The organism is Streptosporangium sp. NPDC003464 (assembly GCF_053588315.1).
Window position 1 is genome coordinate 1 of record NZ_JBSFPS010000100.1, and the last position, 23,880, is coordinate 23,880.

Annotated in this window: 25 protein-coding genes and 1 pseudogene; 11 read left to right on the plus strand and 15 right to left on the minus strand. The window is 72.0% G+C overall.

Going from position 1 to position 23,880, the window contains the following annotated elements:
• Positions 1-808: 808 nt before the first annotated feature.
• Together ACWDS7_RS22425 and ACWDS7_RS22430 are read left to right on the plus strand one after the other, a co-directional pair.
• Positions 809-1,777: an LLM class F420-dependent oxidoreductase gene (locus ACWDS7_RS22425; RefSeq protein WP_451930843.1), complete on the plus strand. Its 969-nt coding sequence runs from the start codon at positions 809-811 to the stop codon at positions 1,775-1,777.
• Positions 1,778-1,950: 173 nt separating this feature from the next.
• Positions 1,951-2,289 (plus strand): YkvA family protein, encoded by a 339-nt coding sequence (locus tag ACWDS7_RS22430; protein ID WP_306861390.1) that lies wholly within the window; start codon positions 1,951-1,953, stop codon positions 2,287-2,289.
• Here ACWDS7_RS22430 and ACWDS7_RS22435 read toward each other — a convergent pair.
• The 3 genes from ACWDS7_RS22435 to ACWDS7_RS22445 all read right to left on the minus strand — a co-directional run bounded on the left by ACWDS7_RS22435 (position 2,270) and on the right by ACWDS7_RS22445 (position 5,198).
• Complete coding sequence (locus ACWDS7_RS22435; RefSeq protein WP_451930844.1) at positions 2,270-3,466, minus strand: amidohydrolase family protein; 1,197 nt, start codon at positions 3,464-3,466, stop codon at positions 2,270-2,272. The two genes, ACWDS7_RS22430 and ACWDS7_RS22435, sit on opposite strands and share 20 nt — an antisense overlap.
• A gap of 169 nt (positions 3,467-3,635) precedes the next feature.
• Positions 3,636-4,376 carry a tyrosine-protein phosphatase gene (locus ACWDS7_RS22440; RefSeq protein WP_451930845.1) on the minus strand — a complete coding sequence of 247 codons (741 nt, stop codon included), beginning with the start codon at positions 4,374-4,376 and terminating at the stop codon, positions 3,636-3,638.
• Positions 4,377-4,412: 36 nt separating this feature from the next.
• A complete protein-coding gene (locus ACWDS7_RS22445) occupies positions 4,413-5,198 on the minus strand; it encodes an SURF1 family cytochrome oxidase biogenesis protein (RefSeq protein ID WP_306861384.1) in 786 nt (261 codons plus the stop codon).
• Between the two features lie 181 nt (positions 5,199-5,379).
• Between ACWDS7_RS22445 and ACWDS7_RS22450 the strand changes: the two genes are divergently transcribed.
• Positions 5,380-6,048: a VC0807 family protein gene (locus tag ACWDS7_RS22450; protein WP_451930846.1), complete on the plus strand. Its 669-nt coding sequence runs from the start codon at positions 5,380-5,382 to the stop codon at positions 6,046-6,048.
• Here ACWDS7_RS22450 and ACWDS7_RS22455 read toward each other — a convergent pair.
• On the minus strand, positions 5,981-6,511 hold the full coding sequence (locus tag ACWDS7_RS22455; protein ID WP_451930847.1) for a winged helix-turn-helix transcriptional regulator: 531 nt from the start codon (positions 6,509-6,511) through the stop codon (positions 5,981-5,983). The two genes, ACWDS7_RS22450 and ACWDS7_RS22455, sit on opposite strands and share 68 nt — an antisense overlap.
• A gap of 66 nt (positions 6,512-6,577) precedes the next feature.
• Here ACWDS7_RS22455 and ACWDS7_RS22460 point away from each other — a divergent pair, with 66 nt between their 5' ends.
• Together ACWDS7_RS22460 and ACWDS7_RS22465 are read left to right on the plus strand one after the other, a co-directional pair.
• Positions 6,578-7,096 (plus strand): N-acetyltransferase family protein, encoded by a 519-nt coding sequence (locus tag ACWDS7_RS22460; RefSeq protein WP_451930848.1) that lies wholly within the window; start codon positions 6,578-6,580, stop codon positions 7,094-7,096.
• A 124-nt stretch (positions 7,097-7,220) separates the two neighbouring features.
• Entirely contained in the window at positions 7,221-7,817 is a 597-nt protein-coding gene (locus ACWDS7_RS22465; protein WP_306861375.1) for a TetR/AcrR family transcriptional regulator, read from the plus strand.
• Positions 7,818-7,880: 63 nt separating this feature from the next.
• Here the strand turns inward: ACWDS7_RS22465 and ACWDS7_RS22470 are convergent, their stop codons facing one another.
• Entirely contained in the window at positions 7,881-8,192 is a 312-nt protein-coding gene (locus ACWDS7_RS22470) for a hypothetical protein (protein WP_306861373.1), read from the minus strand.
• Positions 8,193-8,339: 147 nt separating this feature from the next.
• Here ACWDS7_RS22470 and ACWDS7_RS22475 point away from each other — a divergent pair, with 147 nt between their 5' ends.
• A complete protein-coding gene (locus tag ACWDS7_RS22475) occupies positions 8,340-9,782 on the plus strand; it encodes a DUF7059 domain-containing protein (RefSeq protein WP_451930849.1) in 1,443 nt (480 codons plus the stop codon).
• Positions 9,783-10,095: 313 nt separating this feature from the next.
• On the opposite strand, the gene ACWDS7_RS22480 is transcribed toward ACWDS7_RS22475, so the two are convergent.
• The gene (locus tag ACWDS7_RS22480) at positions 10,096-13,164 is read right to left on the minus strand and encodes an AfsR/SARP family transcriptional regulator (RefSeq protein WP_451930850.1); all 3,069 of its coding nucleotides are present in this window, start codon (positions 13,162-13,164) and stop codon (positions 10,096-10,098) included.
• 316 nt (positions 13,165-13,480) lie between these two features.
• Between ACWDS7_RS22480 and ACWDS7_RS22485 the strand changes: the two genes are divergently transcribed.
• Entirely contained in the window at positions 13,481-13,975 is a 495-nt protein-coding gene (locus tag ACWDS7_RS22485; protein WP_451930851.1) for a hypothetical protein, read from the plus strand.
• A gap of 104 nt (positions 13,976-14,079) precedes the next feature.
• Here ACWDS7_RS22485 and ACWDS7_RS22490 read toward each other — a convergent pair whose 3' ends face one another.
• Together ACWDS7_RS22490 and ACWDS7_RS22495 are read right to left on the minus strand one after the other, a co-directional pair.
• Positions 14,080-14,724: a GNAT family N-acetyltransferase gene (locus ACWDS7_RS22490; protein ID WP_306861366.1), complete on the minus strand. Its 645-nt coding sequence runs from the start codon at positions 14,722-14,724 to the stop codon at positions 14,080-14,082.
• Positions 14,725-14,909: 185 nt separating this feature from the next.
• Positions 14,910-16,190: a pyridoxal phosphate-dependent aminotransferase gene (locus ACWDS7_RS22495; RefSeq protein ID WP_451930852.1), complete on the minus strand. Its 1,281-nt coding sequence runs from the start codon at positions 16,188-16,190 to the stop codon at positions 14,910-14,912.
• A gap of 98 nt (positions 16,191-16,288) precedes the next feature.
• Here ACWDS7_RS22495 and ACWDS7_RS22500 point away from each other — a divergent pair, with 98 nt between their 5' ends.
• Positions 16,289-17,224: a LysR family transcriptional regulator gene (locus ACWDS7_RS22500; RefSeq protein ID WP_451930853.1), complete on the plus strand. Its 936-nt coding sequence runs from the start codon at positions 16,289-16,291 to the stop codon at positions 17,222-17,224.
• Between the two features lie 10 nt (positions 17,225-17,234).
• The gene (locus ACWDS7_RS22505) at positions 17,235-17,903 is read left to right on the plus strand and encodes a ribonuclease HII (RefSeq protein WP_306861360.1); all 669 of its coding nucleotides are present in this window, start codon (positions 17,235-17,237) and stop codon (positions 17,901-17,903) included.
• Here ACWDS7_RS22505 and ACWDS7_RS22510 read toward each other — a convergent pair.
• Together ACWDS7_RS22510 and ACWDS7_RS22515 are read right to left on the minus strand one after the other, a co-directional pair.
• Positions 17,900-18,313 carry a HepT-like ribonuclease domain-containing protein gene (locus ACWDS7_RS22510; RefSeq protein WP_451930854.1) on the minus strand — a complete coding sequence of 138 codons (414 nt, stop codon included), beginning with the start codon at positions 18,311-18,313 and terminating at the stop codon, positions 17,900-17,902. The two genes, ACWDS7_RS22505 and ACWDS7_RS22510, sit on opposite strands and share 4 nt — an antisense overlap.
• Complete coding sequence (locus tag ACWDS7_RS22515) at positions 18,285-18,578, minus strand: nucleotidyltransferase family protein (RefSeq protein ID WP_451930855.1); 294 nt, start codon at positions 18,576-18,578, stop codon at positions 18,285-18,287. Before ACWDS7_RS22515 ends, ACWDS7_RS22510 begins: the two co-directional genes overlap by 29 nt.
• Positions 18,579-18,780: 202 nt before the next feature.
• On the opposite strand from ACWDS7_RS22515, the gene ACWDS7_RS22520 reads away from it, so the two are divergent.
• Positions 18,781-19,890: an LLM class flavin-dependent oxidoreductase gene (locus ACWDS7_RS22520; RefSeq protein WP_451930856.1), complete on the plus strand. Its 1,110-nt coding sequence runs from the start codon at positions 18,781-18,783 to the stop codon at positions 19,888-19,890.
• On the opposite strand, the gene ACWDS7_RS22525 is transcribed toward ACWDS7_RS22520, so the two are convergent.
• Both ACWDS7_RS22525 and ACWDS7_RS22530 read right to left on the minus strand, forming a co-directional pair.
• On the minus strand, positions 19,887-20,273 hold the full coding sequence (locus ACWDS7_RS22525) for an SCO5389 family protein (protein WP_451930857.1): 387 nt from the start codon (positions 20,271-20,273) through the stop codon (positions 19,887-19,889). The genes ACWDS7_RS22520 and ACWDS7_RS22525 overlap by 4 nt on opposite strands.
• A gap of 63 nt (positions 20,274-20,336) precedes the next feature.
• Positions 20,337-21,302 carry an ATP-binding protein gene (locus ACWDS7_RS22530; protein WP_451930858.1) on the minus strand — a complete coding sequence of 322 codons (966 nt, stop codon included), beginning with the start codon at positions 21,300-21,302 and terminating at the stop codon, positions 20,337-20,339.
• 115 nt (positions 21,303-21,417) lie between these two features.
• Between ACWDS7_RS22530 and ACWDS7_RS22535 the strand changes: the two genes are divergently transcribed.
• Positions 21,418-21,732, plus strand: coding sequence for a DMT family transporter (locus tag ACWDS7_RS22535; RefSeq protein WP_451930859.1), 315 nt, complete (start codon positions 21,418-21,420; stop codon positions 21,730-21,732).
• 96 nt (positions 21,733-21,828) lie between these two features.
• Here ACWDS7_RS22535 and ACWDS7_RS22540 read toward each other — a convergent pair.
• The 3 genes and pseudogenes from ACWDS7_RS22540 to ACWDS7_RS22550 all read right to left on the minus strand — a co-directional run.
• Positions 21,829-22,218 (minus strand): annotated as a pseudogene (locus ACWDS7_RS22540) (RrF2 family transcriptional regulator); the annotation flags it as partial.
• Between the two features lie 4 nt (positions 22,219-22,222).
• On the minus strand, positions 22,223-23,098 hold the full coding sequence (locus ACWDS7_RS22545) for an ABC transporter permease (RefSeq protein WP_451930860.1): 876 nt from the start codon (positions 23,096-23,098) through the stop codon (positions 22,223-22,225).
• Entirely contained in the window at positions 23,088-23,879 is a 792-nt protein-coding gene (locus ACWDS7_RS22550) for an ABC transporter ATP-binding protein (RefSeq protein ID WP_451930861.1), read from the minus strand. The genes ACWDS7_RS22545 and ACWDS7_RS22550 overlap by 11 nt, the downstream gene beginning before the upstream one ends.
• Position 23,880: the final 1 nt, after the last annotated feature.

Below are 23,880 nucleotides of genomic sequence, written 5' to 3' on the forward strand. Positions count from 1 at the left end.
GTTTGTGTTAGTGTTTTTAAGAGGTGGGATTTTCGTTTGGGGTGGGGGGGGGGGGGGGAGTGGCCGACGGCGGGGCGACGGCCCGGCTGGGCTGGGGCCTCGGCGGCGCGGGCGGCTCGACGGGCCGGGGCGTGGGCGGCCGTGGCGTCGGCGGCCGCGGGACCGTCGGCGTGGGAGGCGGGGGAGCCGTCGGATACGGAGGCTCGGGCGTGGGATATCCCGGCCCGGGATATTCGGGATCGGGATATCCGGGGCCGGGGTGTTCAGGCTCGGGATACTCCGGCTCCGGGTGGTCGTCGGCGGGGTGTCCGGGCTCCTCCGGGAAGGGCGGTGGAGGCTCGGCCGGGTGCCCCGGGTGCCGGAGCCCCGCCGCCTCCGCGAGCGCCCTGAGGACCGCTCTCGGGGCCGCGCCGGGCGCCGGCACGGAGGGCGCCGGGGTCGGGGTGGCGGTCCCGGGCGGCGGCCCGCCGTGCTCGGATCTGCGGCAGTGGCCGGTAGGGGCCGTCCGGCCGTCGGCGGAGGCCGCGGCGCCGGCCGATCCCACCGGTACGGGCGCGGCGATGCAGGCCGCCAGGACCGCCGCGCCGAGTAGTCGCCGTCGTTGTCTCACGCGCCTGTTCATCGTCACCCGAACGTTCTAACACCTAACGCACGGTGATGAAGGGGTAAGTGAGCAGGCGGTAAAGATCGTTCCAAGTAACATACCGTCCGGTTGGTATGGTCAATCTATTGACGGCCCCCCGATCGGGTGCGGCAAGCTACATCAGAATGTCGTTCTGGACGGCGACCACGGACACGGAGGCGGCAGATGGCTACGGGCGCACGCTGGGGGATGACGATCCCCTTCTACGACCGCACGCTGGCCGGGTCCAGGGAGCTGGTCGCCGAACTGCCCGGGTTCGGCTACACCGACGTCTGGTCGGCCGAGGTCAACGGCGTCGACGGCTTCGTGCCGCTGGCGCTGGCCGCCGAATGGGCCCCCGGCCTGCGGCTCGGCAGCGCGATCGTCCCGGTCTCCACCCGGGGGCCCGGCCTGCTGGCCATGTCGGCCGCCACGCTCGCCGACCTCGCCCCCGGACGGTTCGTCCTGGGAGTCGGGGCCTCCTCCCCGGCCATCGTCGAGCGGTGGAACGCCGGTGAGTTCGTCAGGCCGTTCGCCAGGACCAGAGACACCCTGCGCTTCCTGAGGAAGGCCCTCGCGGGGGAGAAGGTCACCGAGAAGTACGAGACGTTCGAGGTGAAGGGCTTCAGGCTGGAGCGCGCCCCCGAGGTCCCGCCGAAGATCGTGCTCGCCGCGCTGCGGCCCCGGATGCTCCGCCTGGCCGCCGCCGAGGCCGACGGCGCGATCACCAACTGGCTCTCGCCGCAGGACGTGCGGAAGGTCAGGGCCGAGCTCACCCCGGAGACCGAACTGATCGCCCGGCTGTTCGTGTGCGTCAGCGAGGACGCGGAGCGGGTGCGGGAGCTCGGCCGGCGGATGCTCGCCGCCTATCTGACCGTCCCGGTCTACGCCGCCTTCCACGAGTGGCTGGGGCGCGGTGAGGTGCTGCGGCCGATGCATGAGGCCTGGGCCGCGGGCGACCGCCAGGCGGCCCTCAAGGCCATCCCGGACGAGGTCGTGGACGCGCTCGTCGTGCACGGCGACGCGGCGACGTGCCGGGCCAGGATCCGGGAGTACGTGGACAGCGGGCTGGACACCCCGGTGCTCGCCCCCATCCCCGGTGGCGAGGTCCCGATCGCGCAGGCCGTACGGGAGCTGGCTCCCGCCGCGGGATGACCCGGCGGGCCGTACAGGAGCCGGCTCCCGGCGCGGGACGGCCCGGCGGCCGCGGGAACCCGCCGCGGGACGGCCCGGCCGGCCGCGGGAACCCGGCGCGGAGGTGACGCGTTATATCGTGAAACGGCGGGGTAGTAAGCCGCCAGACGAACGTGCTCCGAGGAGGTTCCCCCATGGCGAAGGCGGCGCGTGCGGCACAGGCCTGGCGGACGTACAAGAGCGTGACGGAGCCGGGCTCGCCCGGCCTCGGCGCCCGTCTGCGGGCCATCCCGAAGATGATCGGCGCGGTGATGCGCGGGCGGTATCCCGGCATGGGCAAGAGCAAGCTGGCCATGATGGGCCTGGGCGTGCTCTACATCCTCTCGCCGGTCGACGTCGTCCCGGACTTCCTGGTGCTCATCGGGGTGGCCGACGACTTCGGCGTCTTCCTCTGGCTGATGGGCTCGCTGCTCGGCGAGAGCGGCCGCTACGTCGACTGGGAGCGCAGGCAGGTCAGAGCTTTTCCATCCTGAGCCAGGCGCGGGAGGGCAGCGGGTGGCCGAACAGGCGGGCGGCGTTGCCGTAGGCCACCCTGGCGATGTCGGCGGGCGGCAGGCTGCCCAGGTTCGTCGCGACGGCCTTCTGCGTGTCGGGCCAGGTGGAGTCGGAGTGCGGGTAGCCGCTCTCCAGCAGGACGTGCTCCAGGCCCACAGCCAGGCGCACCCCTGACAGGGCGTGGTCGTTGAGCGTGCCGAAGAAGAAGTTGCGGCGCAGGACCTCGCTGGGCTTCAGGCCGCCCTCCCAGGCCGCCTCGCCCGCGACCGGGTGGTCCAGGGCGTAGTCGGCCCGCTCGGCCAGCATCGGCAGCCAGCCCACGCCGCCCTCCACGATCAGGATCCGCAGCGCGGGGAAGCGCAGCGGCACGCCCGACCAGAGCCAGTCGGCGCAGGCGAACATGGCGCTGGCCGGCATCAGGGTGGTGATCGCCTCGATCGGGGTGTCCGGGGACGGCACCGGGGCCCAGGAGCCCGCGCCGGCGTGCAGGCAGACGACGGTCCCCGTCTCCTCGCACGCCTGGAAGAACGGGTCCCAGTGGTCGCTGTGGATGGACGGCAGGCGCAGGCGCGTGGGGAACTCGGGGAAGAGCACGGCCTTGAAACCGCGGGTCGCGTTCTCCCGGATCTCCTTGGCGGCGATCTCCGGGTCGGTCAGCCAGGGGAGCTGCAGGGCGATGATCCGCTCCGGGTAGGTGCCCGCCCAGACGTCGACGTGCCAGTCGTTCCACGCCCGCAGGACCGACAGGCCCAGCTCCTGGTCGCGGGTCTTGGCGAAGACCATCCCGGACTGCCCGGCCAGCATGCCGGGGAAGCACAGCGCCGCCCAGACGCCGGCCCGGTCCATGTCCTCGATGCGGGCCTCGATGTCGTGGCAGCCCGGCCGCATGTGCTCGAACCGCACCGGGTCGAGCGTCCACTGCTCGCGCGGCAGGCCGGCGCCCACGTCGAGCCCGGCGCACGGGTAGGTGGCCCCGCCGTAGCGCCAGACCTGGTGGCCCGACTCGGTCTCGACCACCTTGGGGGCGAGGTCGGCGTATTTCTCGGGGAGCCGGCCTTCGAACATGTCGGGCGGCTCGATCAAATGATCATCGGCTGAAATGATCACATAATCCCGCCGCCTGGGCTCGGGGTCGGGGAGCAGCGGCGTAGTCACGCGGTAAACCGTACGTCGCTGGCATAACACTCATCAAGCTGCGAGGTCTCCGCTTGGTATCTGTAATGCCTCCCCACCGGTCCCGGGGCCGCCACAGGGGGAAAGGCGGCGGCCCCGGGGGCGGACCCGCCCTGAGGGTGCTGCTCTTGGCGGGCCCTGATCGGTGCCCCTACCCAGAGATCGTCCGAATATCGGGATTTTTCAGAAGATGTTGTCGAAGGGAAGTTATGACCTTTTCGTCGATTTTCAGGATCCGCGCGCAGTAGTCGCGGACCGGGCCGAGTTCGGTCAGGAACAGCCGCATCGCCTCGGCGGGCGCCTGGCCGAAACCCGGCCACGGCACCGGCTCGCCCGGATTCTCCCGCTGCCAGTACGCGATCAGCCGGGGCGTGGCCAGCCCGGTCAGCGCGTAGTCGGCGATCACGTCCTCCTCCGGCACCGACAGCAGCCGCAGCACCAGTGCCGTGAGCACCCCGGTGCGGTCCTTGCCCGCCGCGCAGTGGACCACCACGGGGGCGTTGCCCGCCTCGGCGATCATCTCCAGGGCGCTCCTGATCTCGACCTTCCCGTCGTGGGCCACCTCGTGGTAGCGGTCGGCGAAGAACCGGGCGATCCCGGCGTCGGGCAGGTAGTCACGCTCGACGTTCCAGCGCCGGTGCTCCACCGAGAAGTTGTGGTAGAGCGGGCCGTGGGGCGCCCGGCCCCGGCGCTCGACCTCCTCGGGATGGCGCAGGTCGATCACCGTCCGGACGCCGAGTGCCTCGAAGCGGCCGAGGTCGTCGTCGGCGAGCCAGTGCAACGAGTCGGACCGGTAGAGCCGCTGCCAGCGCACCTCCAGCCCGTCTTCGGTGGGGTATCCGCCCACGTCCCGGAAATTGTGCAGCCGCGCGAACTCGATATGCCGGATCACGGGCTCCAACCTATCCAGCACCGGGTGGCGGGGACATCAGGCGTCGACGGGGTGGGCCGCCTTCTTGGCCTCCTCGGCCCTGAGGTCGGCGGCCTCCCGGCGGATCAGCAGCGCCCAGCCGCCGACCGCGATCCCGATGAACAGCCACCACTGCACGCCGTAGGCCAGGTTGAGCCCGCCGCCCGCGCCGACGTCCGGCTCGGGCACCGGGGCCGGCGCCGCCGCTGCCTTGGGCGACTGCTCGGTCAGCTCCACGTATCCGCCCAGGAGCTTGTACGGCAGGCCCCGCCCGATCGCCTCGGTGTTGATCAGCAGGACCTGGCCCGGCGGGAGGCCCGCCCGGTCCTGGATGCCCGAGGACTCCTCGGTCTCGGTGGGCCGTATCCGGCCGGTGACAGTCACCTCACCCGTGCTCGGCGCGGGCACCTCGGGGAGGGCGTCGGCCGTGGCGCCCGCCTTGACCCAGCCCCGGTTGACCAGTACGCCCCGGCCGTTGCCGATGTCCAGCGGGGTGAGCACGTAGAAGCCGACCACGCTGTCCTGGACGCGGCGGCGGACCAGGAGCTGGTGGGCCGCGTCGAACGTCCCCGTCGCCGTCACCGGGTGGTATTTGTCCTGGACGCGCACCGTGCCGCCGGGCGTGGTCAGCCTGTCCACGGGCACGGGCGCGGCCGCCAGGTTGGCGGTGACCTCGTGACTGGTGGTGGACCGCTCCTCGTAACGCCCGAACTGCCATTGCCCCAGGAACACGAAAGCGGGGATGACCAGCAGGACCACCACGTGAAGGGCGAGCCATCGAGGAGTCAGAAGGAACCGGTACACGCTCCCAAGAGTAGGCACCGGGGGCACCGCTCTCTCCCTCGACCACGTCTTCCGCCGTAGTAGGGTGCCCGGAACGCCCGATCGTCGGAGTCGCGGGAAGTCTCCCGGACGCTCCGGACATCCCGTACGGTCGGGTGGATCCATCCCCGGAACGTTCCATGATCTCCGGAGCCCGCGCCTGATGACTCTGCTCCTGTCGCCCCCCGTGGTCCCGGTCGCGCTGCCCCGGCTCGGGGCGCTGCTGCGGCACGCCGCACCCCGGGTGCTGGAGGGGATGATCCTCCCGGTCGCCGTCTTCTACGTCGGGCTGGTGTTCTTCGGCCCGTACGGCGCGCTGGCCGTGGCGGTGGCCTGGGTCTACGGCGGGATCGCCTGGCGGCTGGCCAGGCGCGGGCCGGTGCCCGGCACGGTGATCCTGGCCGCCGGGACGATCACGGTCCGGATGGTGCTGGCCTGGGTGGCCGAGAACCCCGCGCTGTTCTTCCTGCCGTCCTGTCTCGGTGTCTTCTGCGCGAGCATGGGCTTCCTGCTCACCGCGCGGCTGCGGCGGCCGCTGGTCCAGCGGGTGGCGACCGACCTGGTCCCGTTCCCCGAGCACCTGCTGGAGCATCCGCGGATGCGCCGCTTCTTCGTGGGGCAGTCGGTGCTGTGGGGCGGCGCGCAACTCCTCAACGCGGGGCTGAGCCTGTGGCTGCTGCTCAGCCAGCCCCTGGAGACCTACCTGCTCGTGCGGACCACGGCGGTCGCGGTGCTGCTCGGCGGCGCGGCGCTGATCTCGGTGCTCAGCCTCCGGCGCTGCCTGCGCGCGCTACGGCGGGCGGGCGCAGGCCCGGCCCGGGGTGCGGGGTGACCTCCCGGGGGCCGGTGACCTCGTGGCCGTCGGCGCAGCGGAAGTGCTGTTCGAGCGGGGCCCCGCAGCCGCGGTGGGTCAGCAGCACCGCCGGCCCCTCCCGGTCGGCGAGATAGCGGTCGCCCCACCGCATCAGCGCGACCATGGTCGGGTAGAGGTCGAGCCCCATCTGGGTCAGCCGGTATTCGTCCCGGCGGCGCTGGCCGGGCTCGCGGTAGGGGACCTTGCGCAGCAGCCCCTCATCCACCAGCCGGGTCAGCCGGGCGCTGAGCACCTGCCTGGGCGCCCCGGTGGCGGCCTGCATGTCGGCGAAGCGGCGGACCCCCCTGAACGCCTCCCTGAGCACGAGGAACGACCACTTCTCGCCGACGATGGCCAGGGCGCGCTCGATGGAGCAGTTGTCCACCCGCAGGGGCATGTCGCCGGAGGCCGCCTCACTCATGTCCGCATCGTAAGTCGCCATGGCATCACCTCCAACGCCATCTAAGTCTAGTTGACATACTCAGCCTGGCGGGGCGACTCTAAGTCCATGATGCGAACTCAGCTCGCGTGGGCGCACCACGGCCCGTCGCCGGCCGTACCCGGCGACGGCGTCGAGATCCGGCCGGCCCGGGCGGACGACGAGGAGCGGATCCGTCGCTTCCTCGCGGGACTGTCGCCGCGGACGCAGACGCAGCGATTCTTCACCCGGATCACCCGGCCGAGCGCGAGCCTGGTCAGGGCGCTGCTCGCGGTGGACGAGCGACGGGACGCGCTGCTCGCCGTACGCGGGGAGGCCGTCGTCGGCCACGCGATGAGCTTCAAGGGGGACGCGACCGACATCGAGATCGCCCTGGTGGTGGCCGACGAGTGGCAGGGGCGCGGGGTCGGCTCCCGGCTCGCCCGGCGGCTGCTCCGCCGGGCCTCCGTCGGCGGGGCCCGGACGCTCGGGATGGACGTGCTCGGCGACAACCGCAAGGTGCTGTCGATGGTCCGCAGGGCGTGGCCGGAGGCGACCATGCGGGCCTCCGGCGGGGCCGTCCAGGTGACGGCGGCGGTGGACCTGTGACCCGTCCGGGGTGGTCTCCCAGGTCCGGGGCGGGCCGCCGCGGCCGAGGCGATATGCTCGACTCGGTCTGAGGCGTCCCCGCGATATTTGCGGAACAAGGTTCTGTTGCCGCACCATTGACCTTGTGAAGAGTGCCAAGAGCGGACGCGACGGCCGCACCCGGATCATCGAGGGTGCCCTGCGCCGATTCAGCCAGGACGGCGTCTCGGCCACCACACTGGCCAGCCTCCGCGAGGAGAGCGGCGTCAGCGTCGGTAGTTTTTACCACCACTTCGCGAGCAAGGAACACGTCTACGGCGTGCTCTACGCCGACACCCTCCGGATGTATCAGGAGGTCTTCCTCGCCGAGCTGCAGCGGCACGAGGGCGCCAAGGAAGGCATCGAGGCCATCGTCGCGCTGCACATGGCCTGGTGCGGCGAGAACCGCGAGCGGGCGCACCTGCTGATCAGCGAACGGCCGCCCAAGCGCGACGAGCCGGGCGGCACCGAGGTGTCGGATTCGCGCCGTGCGTTCTTCAAGCAGGTCTCCGACTGGTGGCGCCCCCACATGAAGGACGGCCTGCTCCAGCCCGTCCACCCGACCATGTGCTACGTGCTCTGGCTCGGCCCCGCCACCGAGATGTGCCGCCTGTGGTTCGCCGGCGCCCACCAGCCCACCCAGGAGGAGATAGCGGGCCTGTGCGAGGCGGCCTGGCAGAGCCTGCGCCAGCAGCCCGCCTGACCCCGGACCCGCGCGGGCTCCGTCCCCGGGGGCCTCGGCGCGCTCCCGCCGGCCGGCACGGCCTCAGCGCGCCCCCGCCAGCCGGCGCAGCCGGGTGGGGACCCGCCAGACCTCCTCGTCCAGCGAGATGTCCAGCCGCAGGTCCTGGCGGCGGCGGCGCAGGCCGGGCACGCGCACCCGGTCGCAGACGTCGAACCTGCCGCGCCGGGGGTAGCCGAAGCCCAGCTCCCCGGGCAGGACCCGCAGCTCGTCCCGGTTGCCGCAGCGGGGACAGGTCCAGGCGACCAGGTCCATCCCCCGGTTGTAGTCGTGGCAGGCGCGGAAATACTCATCAGGTCGGAAACGGGACTCACAGGCGAAGCATGGGATCAACATCACGGATCCTTTGAGCGGATGAGGCGGCTCTACAGAATTACCCCTCCGTGCTTGAGGTCGGCTTGCAGAATGCTTACGCAATCTGTAACAGTCTGATCACTCTGTGCATCGAGGGGGTGATGAGGCCGCTGATGCGAGGATGGCCCGGTGAACGATCTGCCTGTCCGGCTCAGGGAGCTACTGCTCGACGCCGGCTACACCATCGACGGCGTCCGCGAGCGGCTCGGCGAGGTCGCCGCCACCGCGCTCTCCCGCGAGGAGATGGTGCCCGCCCTGCGCGCCACCCGCGACGGAGACCTCCTCGGCACGCTGATCCGGCTGTGGTGGCTCGGCGTGCCGGTGGACGCGCCCGCCGCCCTCCCGGTGGCCGACCTGGCCGCCGCCGGCCTGGTGAGGGCGGAGGCGGGCCGGATCACCTCCACGGTCCACCTGCAGCCCTGGGAGACGGGCGGCTACGTCGTCTCCGACCGCAAGGTCAGGCCCGGCGACCCCGCCCTGCGCGAGGAGCACGTCGTCGGCGCGGGCGGGGCCTCGGCGAACCTGGCCCAGCTGGTCTCCCGCCGCCCGGTGGAGCGCGCCCTCGACCTCGGCACCGGGTGCGGGGTCCAGGTGCTGCACCTGGCCGGCCGGGCCGAGGAGATCGTGGCCACCGACGTCAATCCCCGCGCCCTGGAGATGGCCCGGCTGAGCTGGGCGCTGTCCGGGGTCGAGGGGGTGGAGGCCCGGCGCGGCTCCCTGTTCGATCCCGTCGAGGGCGACCGCTTCGACCTGATCGTCTCCAACCCGCCGTTCGTGATCTCCCCCGCCGGCCGGTTCACCTACCGGGAGTCCGGCTCCGCGGCCGACGGCTTCTGCCGCGACCTCGTACGGCTGGCCCCCCGCTTCCTCGCGCCCGGCGGCACCTGCCAGCTGCTGGCCAACTGGCTGCACGTCGGCGGCGAGGACTGGCGGGACCGGGTGGGCGGCTGGCTGACCGGGACCGGCTGCGACGGCTGGGTGGTGCAGCGGGACGTGCAGGACCCGGCCGAATACGTGGAGCTGTGGCTGCGGGACGCCGCCGAGCAGGGCACCCCCCGCTACCGCGAGCTCTACGACGGCTGGCTCGGCTGGTTCGAGTCCCTCGGCGTCACCGGGATCGGCTTCGGCTGGATCACCGTGCACGACTCCGGCAGCCTCGACCCGGTCGTGCGGGTCGAGGAGTTCGGCCAGCGGGTGGAGCTGCCGGTCGGCGGCTACGTCGACGGGGTGCTGGGCTCGATCGCCGAGGCGCACCGGCTGTCCGACGAGGAGCTGCTGGGCGCCCGGCTGGCGCTGGCCGACGGCGTGCTGGAGGAGCGGATCGGCCCGCCCGGCGCGGAGGACCCGGCGAGGATCACGCTCAGGCAGACCGGCGGGCTGCGCCGCAGTGCACAGGTGGGGACCGTGGAAGCGGCTCTCGCCGGGGTCTGCGACGGTGATTATCCACTGGACCCGCTGCTCGCCGCGATCGCGGAGCTCACCGGGGAGGACCTCGATGAGCTGCGGTCCAAGGCCCCCGGAGCGCTCCGTCCACTGATCGCCGAAGGGTTTTTCCACATATCCACAGGATGATCGTCCACAGGTTGTGGATATCCCTGCCGATCGCTTTTTGATCGAATGTTGAGCGCCGGGGGACATGCTCTGGCTGTGGGCACGGGTCCCGGGGGGAAAGGGACCGTGTTCGAGTCCGGCCGGTCGTCGAAGTGAGGCGGCCGGCCACCGGGTGACGCACCGGATGACCGGGCCCCCTACGCGTCACCCGATGGCCTGACGGCTGGCCGGGCACCCACATCCATCCGATTCCAGGCTCAGACCGACAGGGACCCCGGTGATCAACCACTTCTGGATGACGCGTCTAGACGACGACCTGTACGACGGACTCGGGTCAGTTGCCGACGTGGTCGCGATCGAGCAGGGCACGCAGGTCCGCGGCCTCGGGCGCGCCGAGCCTGACGAAGATGTCATGGGCGCGCTGGAGACAGTCGCGGCTGCGGGCGGTGCTGCCGAGCCCCGCGAGCGCCCTGCCTAGCACCCACAGCGACAGCGCCTCGCCGTACGGGTGGCCGATCTCGCGGCTGACCGTCAGGGCCTGCTCCGCGTGGCGGGTGGCATCGGAGAACCGGCCGGCGGTGATGAACGTCTCGGCCAGCCGCGAGCAGACCCGCTGCTCCCACACCCGCTGCTTGCTGGCCCGGAAGAAAGCCAGGCACTCGGCATGATGGTGGACCGCCTCGTTGAGCCGCCCGACCCGCGACAGGACCATCCCCAGGTGGTAGCGGGCCCGGGCGGTGCCCGCGCTGGAGCCCATCTCGATGAAGACGGCCAGCCCCTGCTCGGCGGCGGCGGTCGCCTCCTCCTGCTGGCCCAGGAACAGGTGGTCGCGGGCGGAGTAGCTGAGCGCCAGGGCCTCACCGCCCCGCGCGCCGACCTCCCTGAACACCTCGCGCGCCGAGTCGAACCAGGCCAGCGCCTCCACGTGGCGGCGCCGGCGGCCGGCCACGACGGCCAGCGCGTTCATCGCCTCGCCGGTGACGATCCGGTCGCCCCCGGCGGCCAGGTCCAGCGACGCCCGGAACTCGCTGTCGGCCTCGGCCAGCCGGTTGGCGCCGAACAGCACCCGGCCCAGCACGTAGTGGCAGCGCAGCTCACTGGAGGTGGCGCCGAGCCGTTGGGCGACGGCCAGCATCTCCCTGGTCCGCTGCTCGAACTCCCGGGCGTGGCTGCCCGACTCCAGCAGCGGCTCCATGGCCAGCAGCAGGTCGGCGCCGGGCAGCAGGGCCTCGGCCGCCCGGGCGCCGCTCGCCTGGGCGATCGACGCGAACAGCGACTCCGCCTCGACCGACAGCCAGGCCACGGCCTCGTCGGCCGAGCCGAACGCGTGACCCGGCCCGGCCACCGCGAGCTGGTCGGCGACCGTGCTGCCCTCGTAGGCGAGCCGGTGCGCCGACCGCGCGGAGGCCAGGTAGAAGTCGAGCAGCCGGCGCAGCGCGGGCGCGCCCTCCCCGTCGGCGACGGCGCCCGCCGCCCCGGCCGACGGTCCGGTCTCCCCCTCGGCGCGCTCCGCGGTGCGGCGGGCGAAGAGCTTGAGCAGGTCGTGGAAGCGGTAGCGGCCGGGGGCGGGGGCCTCCAGCAGGCTGGCGTCCACCAGGGACTCCAGGATGTCCTCGGTGTCCATCGGGCTCAGCGCGAGCAGCGCGGCGGCGGCCCCGATCGAGATGTCCGGGCCGCCGGGCAGGGAGAGCAGCCGGAACGCCCGGGCCTGCGCCGGGCCGAGCTGGCCGTAACCGAGGGCGAAGGTCGCCTCCACCGCCAGGTTGCCCACGCGCATCTCGTCCAGGCGGCGGCGCTCGTCGGCCAGCCGGGACACCAGCGAGGCGACCGTCCAGGAGGCGCGGGCGGCCAGGCGCGCCGCCACGATCCGCACCGCGAGCGGCAGGAAGCCGCAGGCGGCGACGGCGTCCATGGCGGCGGCGCGCTCGGCGGCCACCCGCTCGGCGCCGGCGACCGTGCCGAACAGGCCCAGCGCCTCGTCCGGTTCCATGACGTCCAGGTCGACCAGCCGGGCCGAGGCCAGGTCGGCGAGCTTGTGACGGCTGGTCACGATCGCCGCGCAGCCGGTCGAGCCGGGCAGCAGGTGGCTGACCTGGGCGGCGTCCCTGGCGTTGTCGAGCAGCACCAGCATCCGCCGCTCGGCCAGGATCGAGCGGAACAGCGCCGACCGCTCGGCCAGGCCGTCCGGGATGACGTCGGCGGGCAGGCCGAGCCCGCGGAGAAAGGCCGCCAGCACGGACTCGGGGGCGGCCGGATCCTCACCGTATCCGCGCAGGTCGGCGTAGAGCTGGCCGTCGGGGAACAGGTCGTGCAGGGTGTGGGCGACGTGCACCGCGAGCGTCGTCTTGCCGACCCCTCCGATCCCGGAGATGGCGGCCACCGGCACCCCGTCGGCCCCGCCCTGGGTGGACAGCAGGGTGCACAGCCGGGCGACGATCTGGCGGCGGCCGGTGAAATCGTTCACCGCCGCGGGGAGCTGCGCCGGGCGTGGCAGCTCGGGGATCACGGGCTCGGCGGCCTCCGCCTCCCGGACGGTCTCGGCGGCGTCGGTGGGCGTGGGCCGTACCGGGTCGGCGCCGGAGACGGAGACGGAGACGGGGGCGGAGACCGGGGCGGGGGTGAGGCCCGGGTCGCCGGTGAGGATCCGTTGGTGCAGGGCGCTCAGGTCGGGGCCCGGCTCGATGCCGAGCTCCTCGATCAGCGCGGCGCGGGTGTCGGCGAAGGCCGCCAGCGCCTCGGCCTGCCGCCCGCACCGGTAGTAGGCCAGCATGAGCTGGGCCCGCAGCCGCTCGCGGAGCGGGTGGTCGGCGGTCAGCGCGATCAGCTCGGAGACGACGTCGGCGTGCCGGCCCAGCTCCAGGTCCAGGTCCATCAGGGTCTCCAGGACGCTCATCCGGCGCTCGACGAGCCGGTCGCGCTGGTGCTCGGCGTAGGGGCCGACGGCCCCGGCCAGTGGCTCGCCGGTGCACAGCGCGAGGCTCGCGCGCAGGCTCTCGGCGGCCCCGGCGAGGTCGCCGGCGCGGCGGGCGGTCTCGGCCTCCTGGACGCCCTGGTCGAAGAGGCTCAGGTCGAGGACGCCACCGTTCAGGCGCAGCGCGTAGCCCCGGCCGACCGAGGTGAGCAGCTCGGGGCGGGTGCGGGGGGACCTGCCGGGCTCCAGCACGGCCCGCAGCCGGGAGACGTAGGTGCGCAGCGCCCCGAGGGCGCGTGGCGGGGCGTCCTCCCCCCATACCGCGTCGATCACCTCGCCCGGCGTGACCGCCCGGTTCTCGCGCAGCAGCAGCATCGCCAGGATGGAACGTTGCAAAGGAGTGCCCAGATCGAGCTCGATGCCGCCACGCCACGCCTGGACAGGGCCGAGTACGGCGAAGCGCAGTCCGTCTCCGCTGTCCTGAACGGCCATTTCTCTGATCTCCGCATCAATGGAAAGTTTTATGGCCAAATGATAGATCCTTGGTTGCTTACTCCATAGATGGCCGCTCGCTCGTTAACCGAAGCGTTGATTAGCCGTCAATCGGGCGTTGAGCCGTCAACGTGATGCTGAGGGCTGTCGGGCATGGCGCCATACGGGGGCTGCCATGCCCGACATGTCAGTAGTTTGCAGGCGCCGATCAGGCGTTGATAAAGGCACTGTAAGTGCGGTGCAGGCGGTGCGCCTTATCAATGAGCCATGGCTCCTCCACCAGGAAAAGGGAGCCGCCCCACCCTCAGGGAGAACCATGATGCGCCGCACCACCCGCACCCTCATGGGCCTGGCCGCCGCCACCGCCGTCATCGCGGCCGGCGTCCCGGCCCTGGCCACCTCCGCCTCGGCCGCCACGCTCACCGCGAGCACGACCGCCACCAGTGACTACGACGACTACTGGGGCTACGACTACTCCAAGTACTACGACGACTCCCGCGCCAAGGCCAAGGGGCGCGTGTGGACCGACGGCTTCGACAGGGTCCACGTCCGGGGCAAGCTCTACGACAAGTACTCGCCGAGCTGGCTGTGCGGCTACGCCCAGGTCAAGTTCGAGAACGAGGACGGCGACGAGTCCTACTACTGGAGCAAGAAGTGCGGCTCCAGCGGCTACCAGAACTTCCACTTCTGGAAGGACGACGTCGACAACGTCCAGGTCCGGGTCTGCTACTGGGACAACAACCAGGCCAAGAAGAAGCTGTGCGGCAGGTGGGACTACGTCTACGAGGTCGACGGCGACGACGACGAGTGAGGCCGGAGGCCGGCCGGACCGGCCGCCGGAGGAACATCAGGCCCGCCCGGAGTCCCGGGCGGGCCTTTCTGTTCCATGAAGTCATCGAAGTTTCGGGGACGCCTCTACGCGGCCTCGACCAGACCGAGCCGCGCGTGGAGCCGTTCTCGGACGAGCGGCCACTCGGAGCTCAGGATCGAGTAGTAGGCGGTATCTCGGACCGTGTCGTCGGCGCCTCGGGTCTCAGCCCGTCGCACACCGTCGAGGTGCGCGCCGAGGGCCTCGATGGCGGCCCGGGAGCGTACGTTCCGTACGTCAGCCTTGAGCGTGATGCGGTGGACCTGCCAGGTCTCGAAGGCGAGGGAGAGCATCAGGTATTTGCTCTCCCGGTTGACACCCGTGCCCTGGGCCGAAGCGGCCAGCCAGGTGTAACCGATGTCCGCCACGGACGGGACCTCGCCCACCGCACCATGTGCACCCGGCGGCCAGGGCATGGGACCCTGCCAGTACTCCAGGTTCATGAGACGGGTGGCACCGACGACGCGGTCGGTGTGCAGCCACCGGATGGCGAAGGGCATCGTGCGGCCCTCCGCCTGCTCAGCCAGAGTGGCCTCCACGTAGGAGACCATCTCGCCCCGGCCATGGGGGACGCGAGTGAAGGCGTAAGTAGAACGGTCTTCACTCGCCGCGGCGACGAGGTCGTCGACGGCCGCGAGGCTGAGCGGTTCCAGGCGCACGGAGCGCCCGGACAGGGTGACAAAAGCGGGCATGAGCACATGATGAGGGCTCTTCGCGATGCCCGGTGCCAAATGACACGGGACATCTTGGTGAGCATCCAGGAAAATGCCTGTCTCCCTGGCGCGTGGAGCGCAAAAGCGCAGGTCAGCCACGCGGATGTGGTCTCAGGCGCCGGTGCCGCCCGAGTAAATTTTCCGCCAAGTGCGGCTGCTGGTGATCACCCCGCCGCCGGGGTCGGGACCAGGGCCGTGCGCATGAGCCTGCTGGGGACCCGTCGCGCCGTGTTGAGGCCGGTCAGAGCCTCGCTCAGGTGGTCCAGCGAGGCCGAGATCCAGGGCAGTCCGAGGGGGTCGGCGGAGCCCAGCGCGGCCAGCCGCCGCTCGGTCGTCTCGCCGTACAGGAGGCTGGTCGCCACCCGCACCCGCAGGGCCCTGGGATCGTCGCCGAAGGCGTGTCCGGGGAGCACTCCGACGCCGTGGCTGTCGAGCAGGTCCGCGGTCAGCTCGGCGGAGGTCGCGTAGGCCAGCCCGGTGAAGTCGGGGTAGAGGTAGAAGCCGCCCTGCGGCGCGTCCACCCGTACACCCGCCCGGACGAACCTCTCGTGCACCGCCCGCGCCACCGTGCCGTGCAGCCTGCGGCTGTCGTCGATCCGCTCGACGAGCTCGGCGGGCTCGGTGTAGGCGTAGGCCGCCGCCTGCTGGACGGGGGCCGCGGGGCTGGACCAGATCTCGCTGGCCACGGCGAGCAGCCGGTCGCGCAGCGCCACGGACGGGAGCCGGGCGACGCCGATCCGCCAGCCGCCGAGGGCGAGGCTCTTGCTGAGCCCGCTGGTGATCACGGTGCGTTCGGGGGCCAGGTCGGCCGGGCTGAGGAAGCGCGCGGCGGGGTCGTGGACGAGATCGCGGTAGATCTCATCAGAGATGATCATGAGATCGAGGTCGCGGGCGACCTCGGCGATCCGCCTGATCGTGTGCGCGGCGGCCAGCGTGCCGGTGGGGTTGTCGGGCAGCGTGACCAGCAGCGAGCGCACCTCGCGCCCCTGGGAGCGCGCGTGCAGGACCGCGGAGGCGACCCGCTCGGGGTCCGGCACCCCTCCCTCGCCGGGGGGCGCCGGTACGAGCAGGGGACGTGCCCCGACCAGGTCCGCCTGGGCGGCGTAGCTGACCCAGCTCGGCATCGGCAGCACGATGTCGCCGCCGATCGCCAGCAGCAGGCCGTACAGGAGGGACTTGCTCCCGGGGCCGCAGACCACCAGCTCCGGATCGGTGGGCAGGCCCCGCCGGTGCCAGTATCCGGCCGCCGACTCGCGCAGCGCGGCCGCCCCGGCCACCGGCCCGTATCCGTTGTGCTCGGAGGCGGCGATCAGCCGCTCGCGCAGCGCCGGATGAACGGGCAGACCGGCCTCTCCGAAGGCCAGGTGCAGCACGCGCTCACCGGCGCGCCGTCTTCGTTCGATGTCCTCGTTGGCCGCCAACGTGGCGGAGAGCGTCACGTTCATGGGGAGTCCTCTCGCTCATTGCGGAACGTTCCCAAGCGTGGTGGGCTGTAGGCATCAGCACAAGCTTTGGTTACTGTGGGTAGGCATAAGGAAGTCTGATGCTCGATCTGCGCCGTCTGGTGGTGATCTGCGAGTTCGCCCGCCGGGGAAGCATCGCGGCCACCGCCGCCTCCCTCGGCTACAGCCCGTCGGCGGTCTCCCAGCAGCTGGCGGCCCTGGAACGGGAGGCCGGGGCCGTGCTCCTCGACCGGACCGCGCGCAGCGCGGAGCTGACCGACGCCGGGCGCCGCCTGGTCGAGCACGCCGAACGGATCCTGTCCATGGTCGAGACCGCCGAGTCCGACCTGTCCGCCCAGGCGGCGACCCCTTCCGGCCGGGTCACCGTCACCGCCTTCCCCACCGCCGCGGTGGCCTTCGCGCCCGCCCTGGCCCGGACGCTGCGCCGGCACACCGCGCTGACCCTGCGGATGGGTCAGGGACGCTCCGGGCGGGGGATGCGCGAGGTCCAGTCGGGCGAGGTGGACATCGCCCTGGTGGACGACTGGTACGGCCGGGTGCGCGAGTCCGACACGCTGCGGGTCTTCCCGCTGCTGCACGATCCGCTGGTGCTCGTGGTGCCGCGCAAGCACCGTCTCGCCTCGCTGGACGAGCCCGTGGACCTGCGGGAGCTCCGTGACGAGCCGTGGATGGCCACCCCGGACGGCGAGCCCTCCCGCCTGGCCGTCGACCGCCTGCTGGCCGACTTCGGCGGCGCCCAGCCGGTGCCGTGGGAGTTCGAGGGCCTGGGCACCATCCTCGGCCTGGTCGCCAAGGGCATCGGCATCGCGGCCGTCCCCGCCCTGGCCCTGGCCTCCGGGGTCCGCGGCATCGTCGTCCGCGAGTTTCCCGGCGCCCCGGTCGGCCGCGACGTCCACGCCGTCGCCCGCGCCTCCGGCGTCCACCGTCCCGCCGTCTCCGTCACCCTGCGCGCCGTCCACGTCGCCGCCCGCCTGCTGGCCGCCGACCTGGAGGCGGTGGAGCTCGCCGCCCGGTAACGTCGGGGGCGTGCCTCCCTCCTACGCGCTCGAGCGACTGCTGTCGGCCGGCGGGACGAAGACAGTGGCCGGGGTCGACGAGGTCGGGCGAGGGGCCTGGGCCGGGCCGGTGGCGGTCTGCGCGGTCGTCACGGACCTGTCAGAGCCGCCCGCGGGCCTGACCGACTCCAAGATGCTCAGCCCCGCCCGCCGTGCGTCCATGGTGGCCGAGATCACCGGCTGGGCGGCCGGGATCGGGTACGGCGAGGCGTCGCACGAGGAGATCGACGAGCTCGGCATGACCGAGGCCCTGCGCCGGGCGGCCAGACGGGCGCTGGCGGAGCTGCCGGTCAGGCCCGACGCGGTCATCCTCGACGGCAAGCACGACTACCTGGGTGCGCCGTGGCCGGTCCGGTGCGAGATCAAGGGTGATCTGTCCTGTGTCTCCGTGGCCGCCGCCTCGGTGATCGCCAAGGTCCGCCGCGACGCCTACATGGCCTCACTCGGCCTGGCGGACTACGGTTTCGCCGACAACGCGGGCTACCCCTCCCCGGTTCACCAGAAGGCCCTGGCCGAGCTCGGCCCGACCGAGCACCACCGGCTGTCCTGGTCCTACCTGGACGACCTGCCCCGCTGGCGCCACCTCAAGAGACACCGCAACCCCCTGGCCGGAGAGGGGCAGCTCGGGCTGTTCGGCTAGGAAAGCCGCCCGCCGGCCGAGCCACCAGGTGGTTCAAGCTGTTTCGCGGAGTCGGGGTTGATCAGCCAGAGAAGGTCCAGCGCATGCCTTTCCAGGGTGGGGACATCGACTTTGGACGTTTTCCAGACCGCGCTGAGGTCTATCGAGAAGTAGGCATGGGCGAGGATGTTCCGGAGGCCCCGGATGGATCGCCAGGCGACCTCGGGACGCCTGGCTCTGGTGGCTTCGCTTATGCCGTTCGCGGCTTCGCCGATGTTCATGATCTTCCACTGCACGGCTGACTGCAGCTGCTCGTCATGGAGCCACTGATCTTCCTCTACGCCCTTGAGGAAGGTCGCGATGGATCGCGCGGACTTGACGATGTCGGCGAGGTAGAGCTCGTCACGCCGCGTAGAGGACTCGGGCGTCATGCAGGATCTGATCCTTGATCGTCTCGTTGAGGTAGCGCTTGGCCACCAGGTCGACGGGGCGGTCGAAGAGAGCCTCCAGCTCCTCCTGAAGCGTCATGATCTCAAGGAGGCCGAGCGGGGCGCCCTCGGCGTGGACGTAGAGGAGGTCGAGGTCGCTGTCCGGCCGCTCCTCTCCTCGCGCGGCGGATCCGAAGACGGACAGCTCGCTGATGCCGAACTGCTGGCACAGCTCGGTAAGCCGTGCTTTCACCGCGTCAAAGTCCATCTCCGCCTCCCTCTCCATCGTGCCATGCGTCCTGGTCCGAACTCGGTGGTGTGACGTTCTTTCTCGGAATGACGACGATCTCGCTGTCCATCTCCGCGAAGGCGACGTCGTCGCCTGTCCGGGGTCCTGGATCTCCGCGGGGTCCGGTCGGAACGGCGATCCGGCCTTCCCTGTCCACGCGCGCCGTTTCAAAGTACTCACCATGCGTATCGGTGTCTTTCTGATTGCGGCCGGGTTCCCGGGGCGGGAGCCGGGGGCGGTGTTGCGGGAGACGGTGGAGGCGGTCGTCGCCGCCGAGGAGGCGGGGTTCGACGACGCGTGGATCGCCGAGCACCACTTCATGCCGTACGGCGTGTGCCCGTCGGCGGTGACGCTGGCCGGGGTGGCGCTGGGCCGTACCTCGCGGATCCGGGTCGGGACGGCGGTGAGCGTGCTGTCGACCCGGCACCCGGTCGACCTCGCGGAGCAGGCGGCGGTCCTCGACCAGGTCTCCGGGGGGCGGTTCACGCTCGGTGTCGGGAGGGGCGGGCCGTGGGTGGACCTGGAGGTGTTCGGGACGGGGCTGGCGCGGTTCGAGCGCGGCTTCGCCGAGTCGCTCGACCTGCTGTGCACGGCCCTGGGCCGGGAGACGGTCTCGGCGGACGGGGAGTTCTTCCGGTTCAGGGAGGTGCCCATGGTGCCCGCGGTCCGGCTCCGGCCGGTCGTCGCCTGCACCTCGCCGGAGACCGTGGCGCTCGCCGCCGATCGCGGACTGCCGATGCTGCTGGGCATGCACATCGGGGACAAGGAGAAGGCCGCCATGCTCCGCGACTACCGGGAGGCGGCCGTACGGCGGGCACCGGGCGGCCGGGAGGGCGGGGAGCCCGGCGGGCGGGGACCTGGCGCCGGAGGGGCCGGCGGGGAGGCGGTCCGGGGGCCCGGCGGGGGGCTGGGCGGGCCGGCGGGGCCGCCCTCGCCCGGGCACGTGGCGGCGGTCGTGGGGCACGTGGGCGACTCGACGGCGCAGGCCGTCAGGGAGCTGAAGGAGGCCATGCCACGGTGGCTGGAGCCGGGGCTGGCGGGATACGTGCCGGTGGACGGCCGGCCGCGGCCCCGGCGCGACATCGGCCGGTATGTGGACTTCCTGTGCGACACGCACCCCGTCGGCTCGCCCGGCCACTGCGTGGAGAGGATCACCCGGACCGTGGAGGCCACCGGGCTGCGGCACCTGATCCTCATGGTCGAGGGCGCGGGCGAGCAGGCCCGCACCCTCGGCAACATCAGGCGGCTCGGGGCGGAGGTGCTGCCCCGGGTCCGTGGAGGGCGCCTCTAACAGTCGACCAGTTCGGGCGTCTGGTTGAGGATCTGGGACCTGGCGGTGACGAACTCCGCGTGGGCCTCGGTGGCCGACGGGTCGAAGACCGCGACCCGGTGGCAGTTCTGGAAGGCCAGCCGGACCCCGAAGTGCCGCTCCAGGGCGCCGCGCATGGAGTCGCTGGCGAGGCAGCGCAGGAGCTGGCCGCGGGCGCTCTCGTCCGGCGGCGGGACGGTGTTGTCGGCGAACTCGGCGCCGCTGCGGTCACGCTGCTCGACCAGCTCGCTGATCACCGACCAGGCGTAGGGCAGGGAGTCGCGGACGCAGGCGACGAATGCCTCGTCGTCCACGTCACCGGCTTTCGCCTGATCGAGAAGATCGTTCGAAACGGTCAGCGACATGCTGCGTTCTCCTCTCAGAAGGGGATCGTTCAGACACTAGGTCGGGCCCGCTGAGCGCTCCATCTAGCGCAGGAGCGACACTCGCGTGGGCCCGAAGACGAAGTCGGGGTCGATCTGGGCGGCGAGGTCCTCCCCGGTGGCCCTGTCCGCCCAGGCCGCGGCGTTCCTGAGATGGAACTCCACGGCCTGGCGGCCGAACCGGGGCCAGTCCTTCTCCTGGGCGTCAAGGTGCTGCAGGAGCCTGCCCAGGGCCTCGGTGTTGGCCGGCTCCAGGTCCTCCAGGGTGAAACGGCGCCCCTGCTCCATCGCCCGGACCGCCGCCGAGTGCTCCAGGCACACCAGCAGGTCCTCGCCGACGTGCTCGCGCAGGAACTCGACGTCCTCCGGCCCGTGCACCTTGTTGCCCACCACCGCCACCGGCACGCCGTAGCCGGCCGCGTAGTCGCGGTATTGCCGGTAGACCCCCACGCCCTGCCGGGTCGGCTCGGCCACCAGGAACGTCATGTCGAAACGGGTGAACAGCCCCGAGGCGAAGGAGTCGGCCCCGGCGGTCATGTCGACCACCACGTATTCGCCCGCCCCGTCGACGAGGTGGTTGAGATACAGCTCCACCGCGCCGACCTTGGAGTGGTAGCAGGCCACTCCGAGGTCGTCGTCGTCGAACGGGCCGGTCACCATCAGCCGCGCTCCGTCCGGGGTGGCGGCGGTGAAGGCGGCGTGGATCGGGTCGTCGGGCTCCTCCAGGCGCAGCAGCCGCGAGCCGCGGCCGGGCGGGGTGGTCTTGACCATCGTCGCGGCCGAGGAGATGCGCGGGTTGACCCCGCGCAGGAACTCCTTGATCTCGCTCAGGTGCGCGCCCATCGGCCGGGGCAGCGCGCCCTCCGCCACACCCAGGGCCATGCCCAGGTGCTGGTTGATGTCGGCGTCGATCGCGACGACCGGCCGGCCCAGGCGGGCGGTGTATCTCGCGAACAGCGCCGACACGGTCGTCTTGCCGCTGCCGCCCTTACCGACGAATGCCACCCTCACGACGACGATCCAATCTGATTATGAAAATCATTGCAACCTCTGACCGTGGTTATCATGCCACGGTCGGTGAGCGCGCGTGACGGGTACGGCGAGGAAAGGGATCGGGAGGCGGCCGGTGGCGTGGTTGATTCTGGTGGTGTCCGGAGCGATGGAGACGGCCTGGGCGGTCGCCCTGGAGAGATCCGACGGGTTCTCCAGGCCGCTGCCCACCGTGATCTTCGTGGTGACGCTGGTCCTGAGCATGGCCGGGCTCGGCTACGCGTTGAAGTACATCCCGGTCGGCACCGCCTACGCGGTGTGGGTCGGGATCGGCGCGGTCGGCACGGCGCTCGTCGGCATGCTCTGGCTCGACGAGCCGTCGTCAGCGGCCCGGATCGCCTGCCTGCTGCTGGTGGTGGCCGGGATCGTCGGCCTGAAGGTCTTCCACTGACCGGCGCGGGTCCCGCGGCCCCTTCACCGCCTGGTCGTACTGGGCGTGGCCGGGGCTCACCGCCTGGTCGTACTGGGCGTGGCCGGGGCGGGCGTCGGGGAGCGCGTCCTTGGCGATGTGGGCGAGGGTGATCTCGGTGAGCAGCGTCTCCTCGTGCTCGCGCAGCAGGCTCCACACGTCGGCCAGGGGCCCGGCGACCCCCGGGTAGCCGCCGTGCTGGGAGTGCTCGGGGTTGCCCTCGACCACCATGACCACATCGGCCAGGGTGATCTCCTCGGCCGGCCGGGCCAGCCAGTAGCCCCCGTCGGGGCCGCGCTGGCTGTGGATGAGCCCGGCCCGCCGCAGTTGCAGCAGGATGTTGTCCAGGAACCTCCGGGGGATGTTCTGCGCCACCGCGATCTTCTCGGCGGGCACGGGGCCGGGCGGCGCGGCGGCCAGTTCGGTGGCGGCCCGCAGCGCGTACTGGGTTCTGGCGGAGATCCGCATGTCGTCAGTTGCGCACCTGCTGGAGGCCCCAGCGGCGGCGCAGGGAGTTGTCGGCCGTCTCGAACAGCAGGTCCACCCCGATGCCGATGACCAGAATAATGATCATGGTGGCGAGCAGGCCGGCCGAGTCGGCGAGCTCGCGGTCGTAGTAGAGCCGCTCGCCCAGCGAGGACTGGTGGGCGATGATGACCACCAGCTCGCCGGCCATCAGCGAGCGCCAGGCGAAGGCCCAGCCCTGCTTGAGCCCGGCGAGGAACGACGGCAGCGACGCCGGCAGGATCACGTGGCGGTAGAGCTGGAGGCGGCGGAAGCCGAGCACGTGGCCGGCGCGCAGCAGGATCGGCGGCGTGTAGTCCACCCCGCCGATCAGGCCGTTGGCGATGGACGGCGCGGCGCCGAGGATGACCACGAAGGTGATCGCGCTCTCGGTCAGCCCGAACAGCAGGATGGCCAGCGGGAACCAGGCGATCGACGGCATGGTCTGCAGGCCGGTGATCAGCGAGCCGAAGGCGGCCCTGAGCACCCGGACCCGGGACACCAGCGCTCCTATGACCAGCCCGGCCAGCACCGACACGGCGAAGCCGGACACCGCGCGACGCATCGTCACGCCGATGGCCTCCCAGTATTCGCCGCTGGTCAGGCGGTCGGCGAGGACCGGGACCACGTCGGTCGGCCCGGCGAAGACGTAGTCCGGCCAGAAGCCGGCCCACACCACGCCCTGCCAGATCGCCAGCACCATGCCGGCCGCCAGCGCCATCGGCCAGACGCGGCCCCAGATCCGGGGGGCGAGTCTGCTGCGCGTGCCGCCGCCCAGCTCCAGGGCGTCGAGCCCGGCGAGCTGCCGGGCATGGGCGTCGGGGGTCACCTGGTCAACGGCCATGGCGCATCACCTCCTCGCGCAGGCGGCCGGTTATGGCTCCGGCGATCTCGGCCACCTCCGCCGAGTCGGTGCGGCGGGGCCGGTCGAGGGTGACCGCGAAGTCCTCGACGACCCGGCCGGGGCGGCTGCTGAGCAGGACCACCCGGTCGCCGAGCCGTACGGCCTCGCGGACGTTGTGGGTGACGAACAGCACGCTGAGGCCGCGCTCGCGCCAGATCCGCTCCAGCTCGTCGTGGAGCAGGTCGCGGGTCATCGCGTCCAGGGCGCCGAACGGCTCGTCCATCAGCAGCACGTCCGCGTCCTGGGCGAGCGCGCGGGCCAGGGACACCCGCTGGCGCATGCCGCCCGACAGCTCGTGCGGGCGCTTGGCGCCGAAGCCGCCCAGATGGACGATCTCCAGGAACTCCCCCGCCCTGGCCTGACGGTCGCGCTTGGCCACGCCCTGGACCCGCAGCGCCATCTCGACGTTGGCCGAGACGGTGAGCCAGGGGAACAGGGCGGGTTCCTGGAACATCATGGCGATCTTGCGGCCCTCGGTGCCGATCCGGCCCGCCGTGGGGCTGTCGAGCCCGGCGACCAGGGAGAGCAGCGTGCTCTTGCCGCAGCCGGAGGCGCCGAGCAGGCAGACGAACTCGCCCGGCTCGACGGAGAGCGAGACGTTGTCGAGGGCCAGGAGACCGTTCCTGCCCTGGCCGTAGATCTTGGAGACGCCGTCCAGTCGGACCGCGGGCTCGCCGCCCGCGGTCCGGCCTTCCGTCCGCTCCCTGAGCGGAGCTGTCATG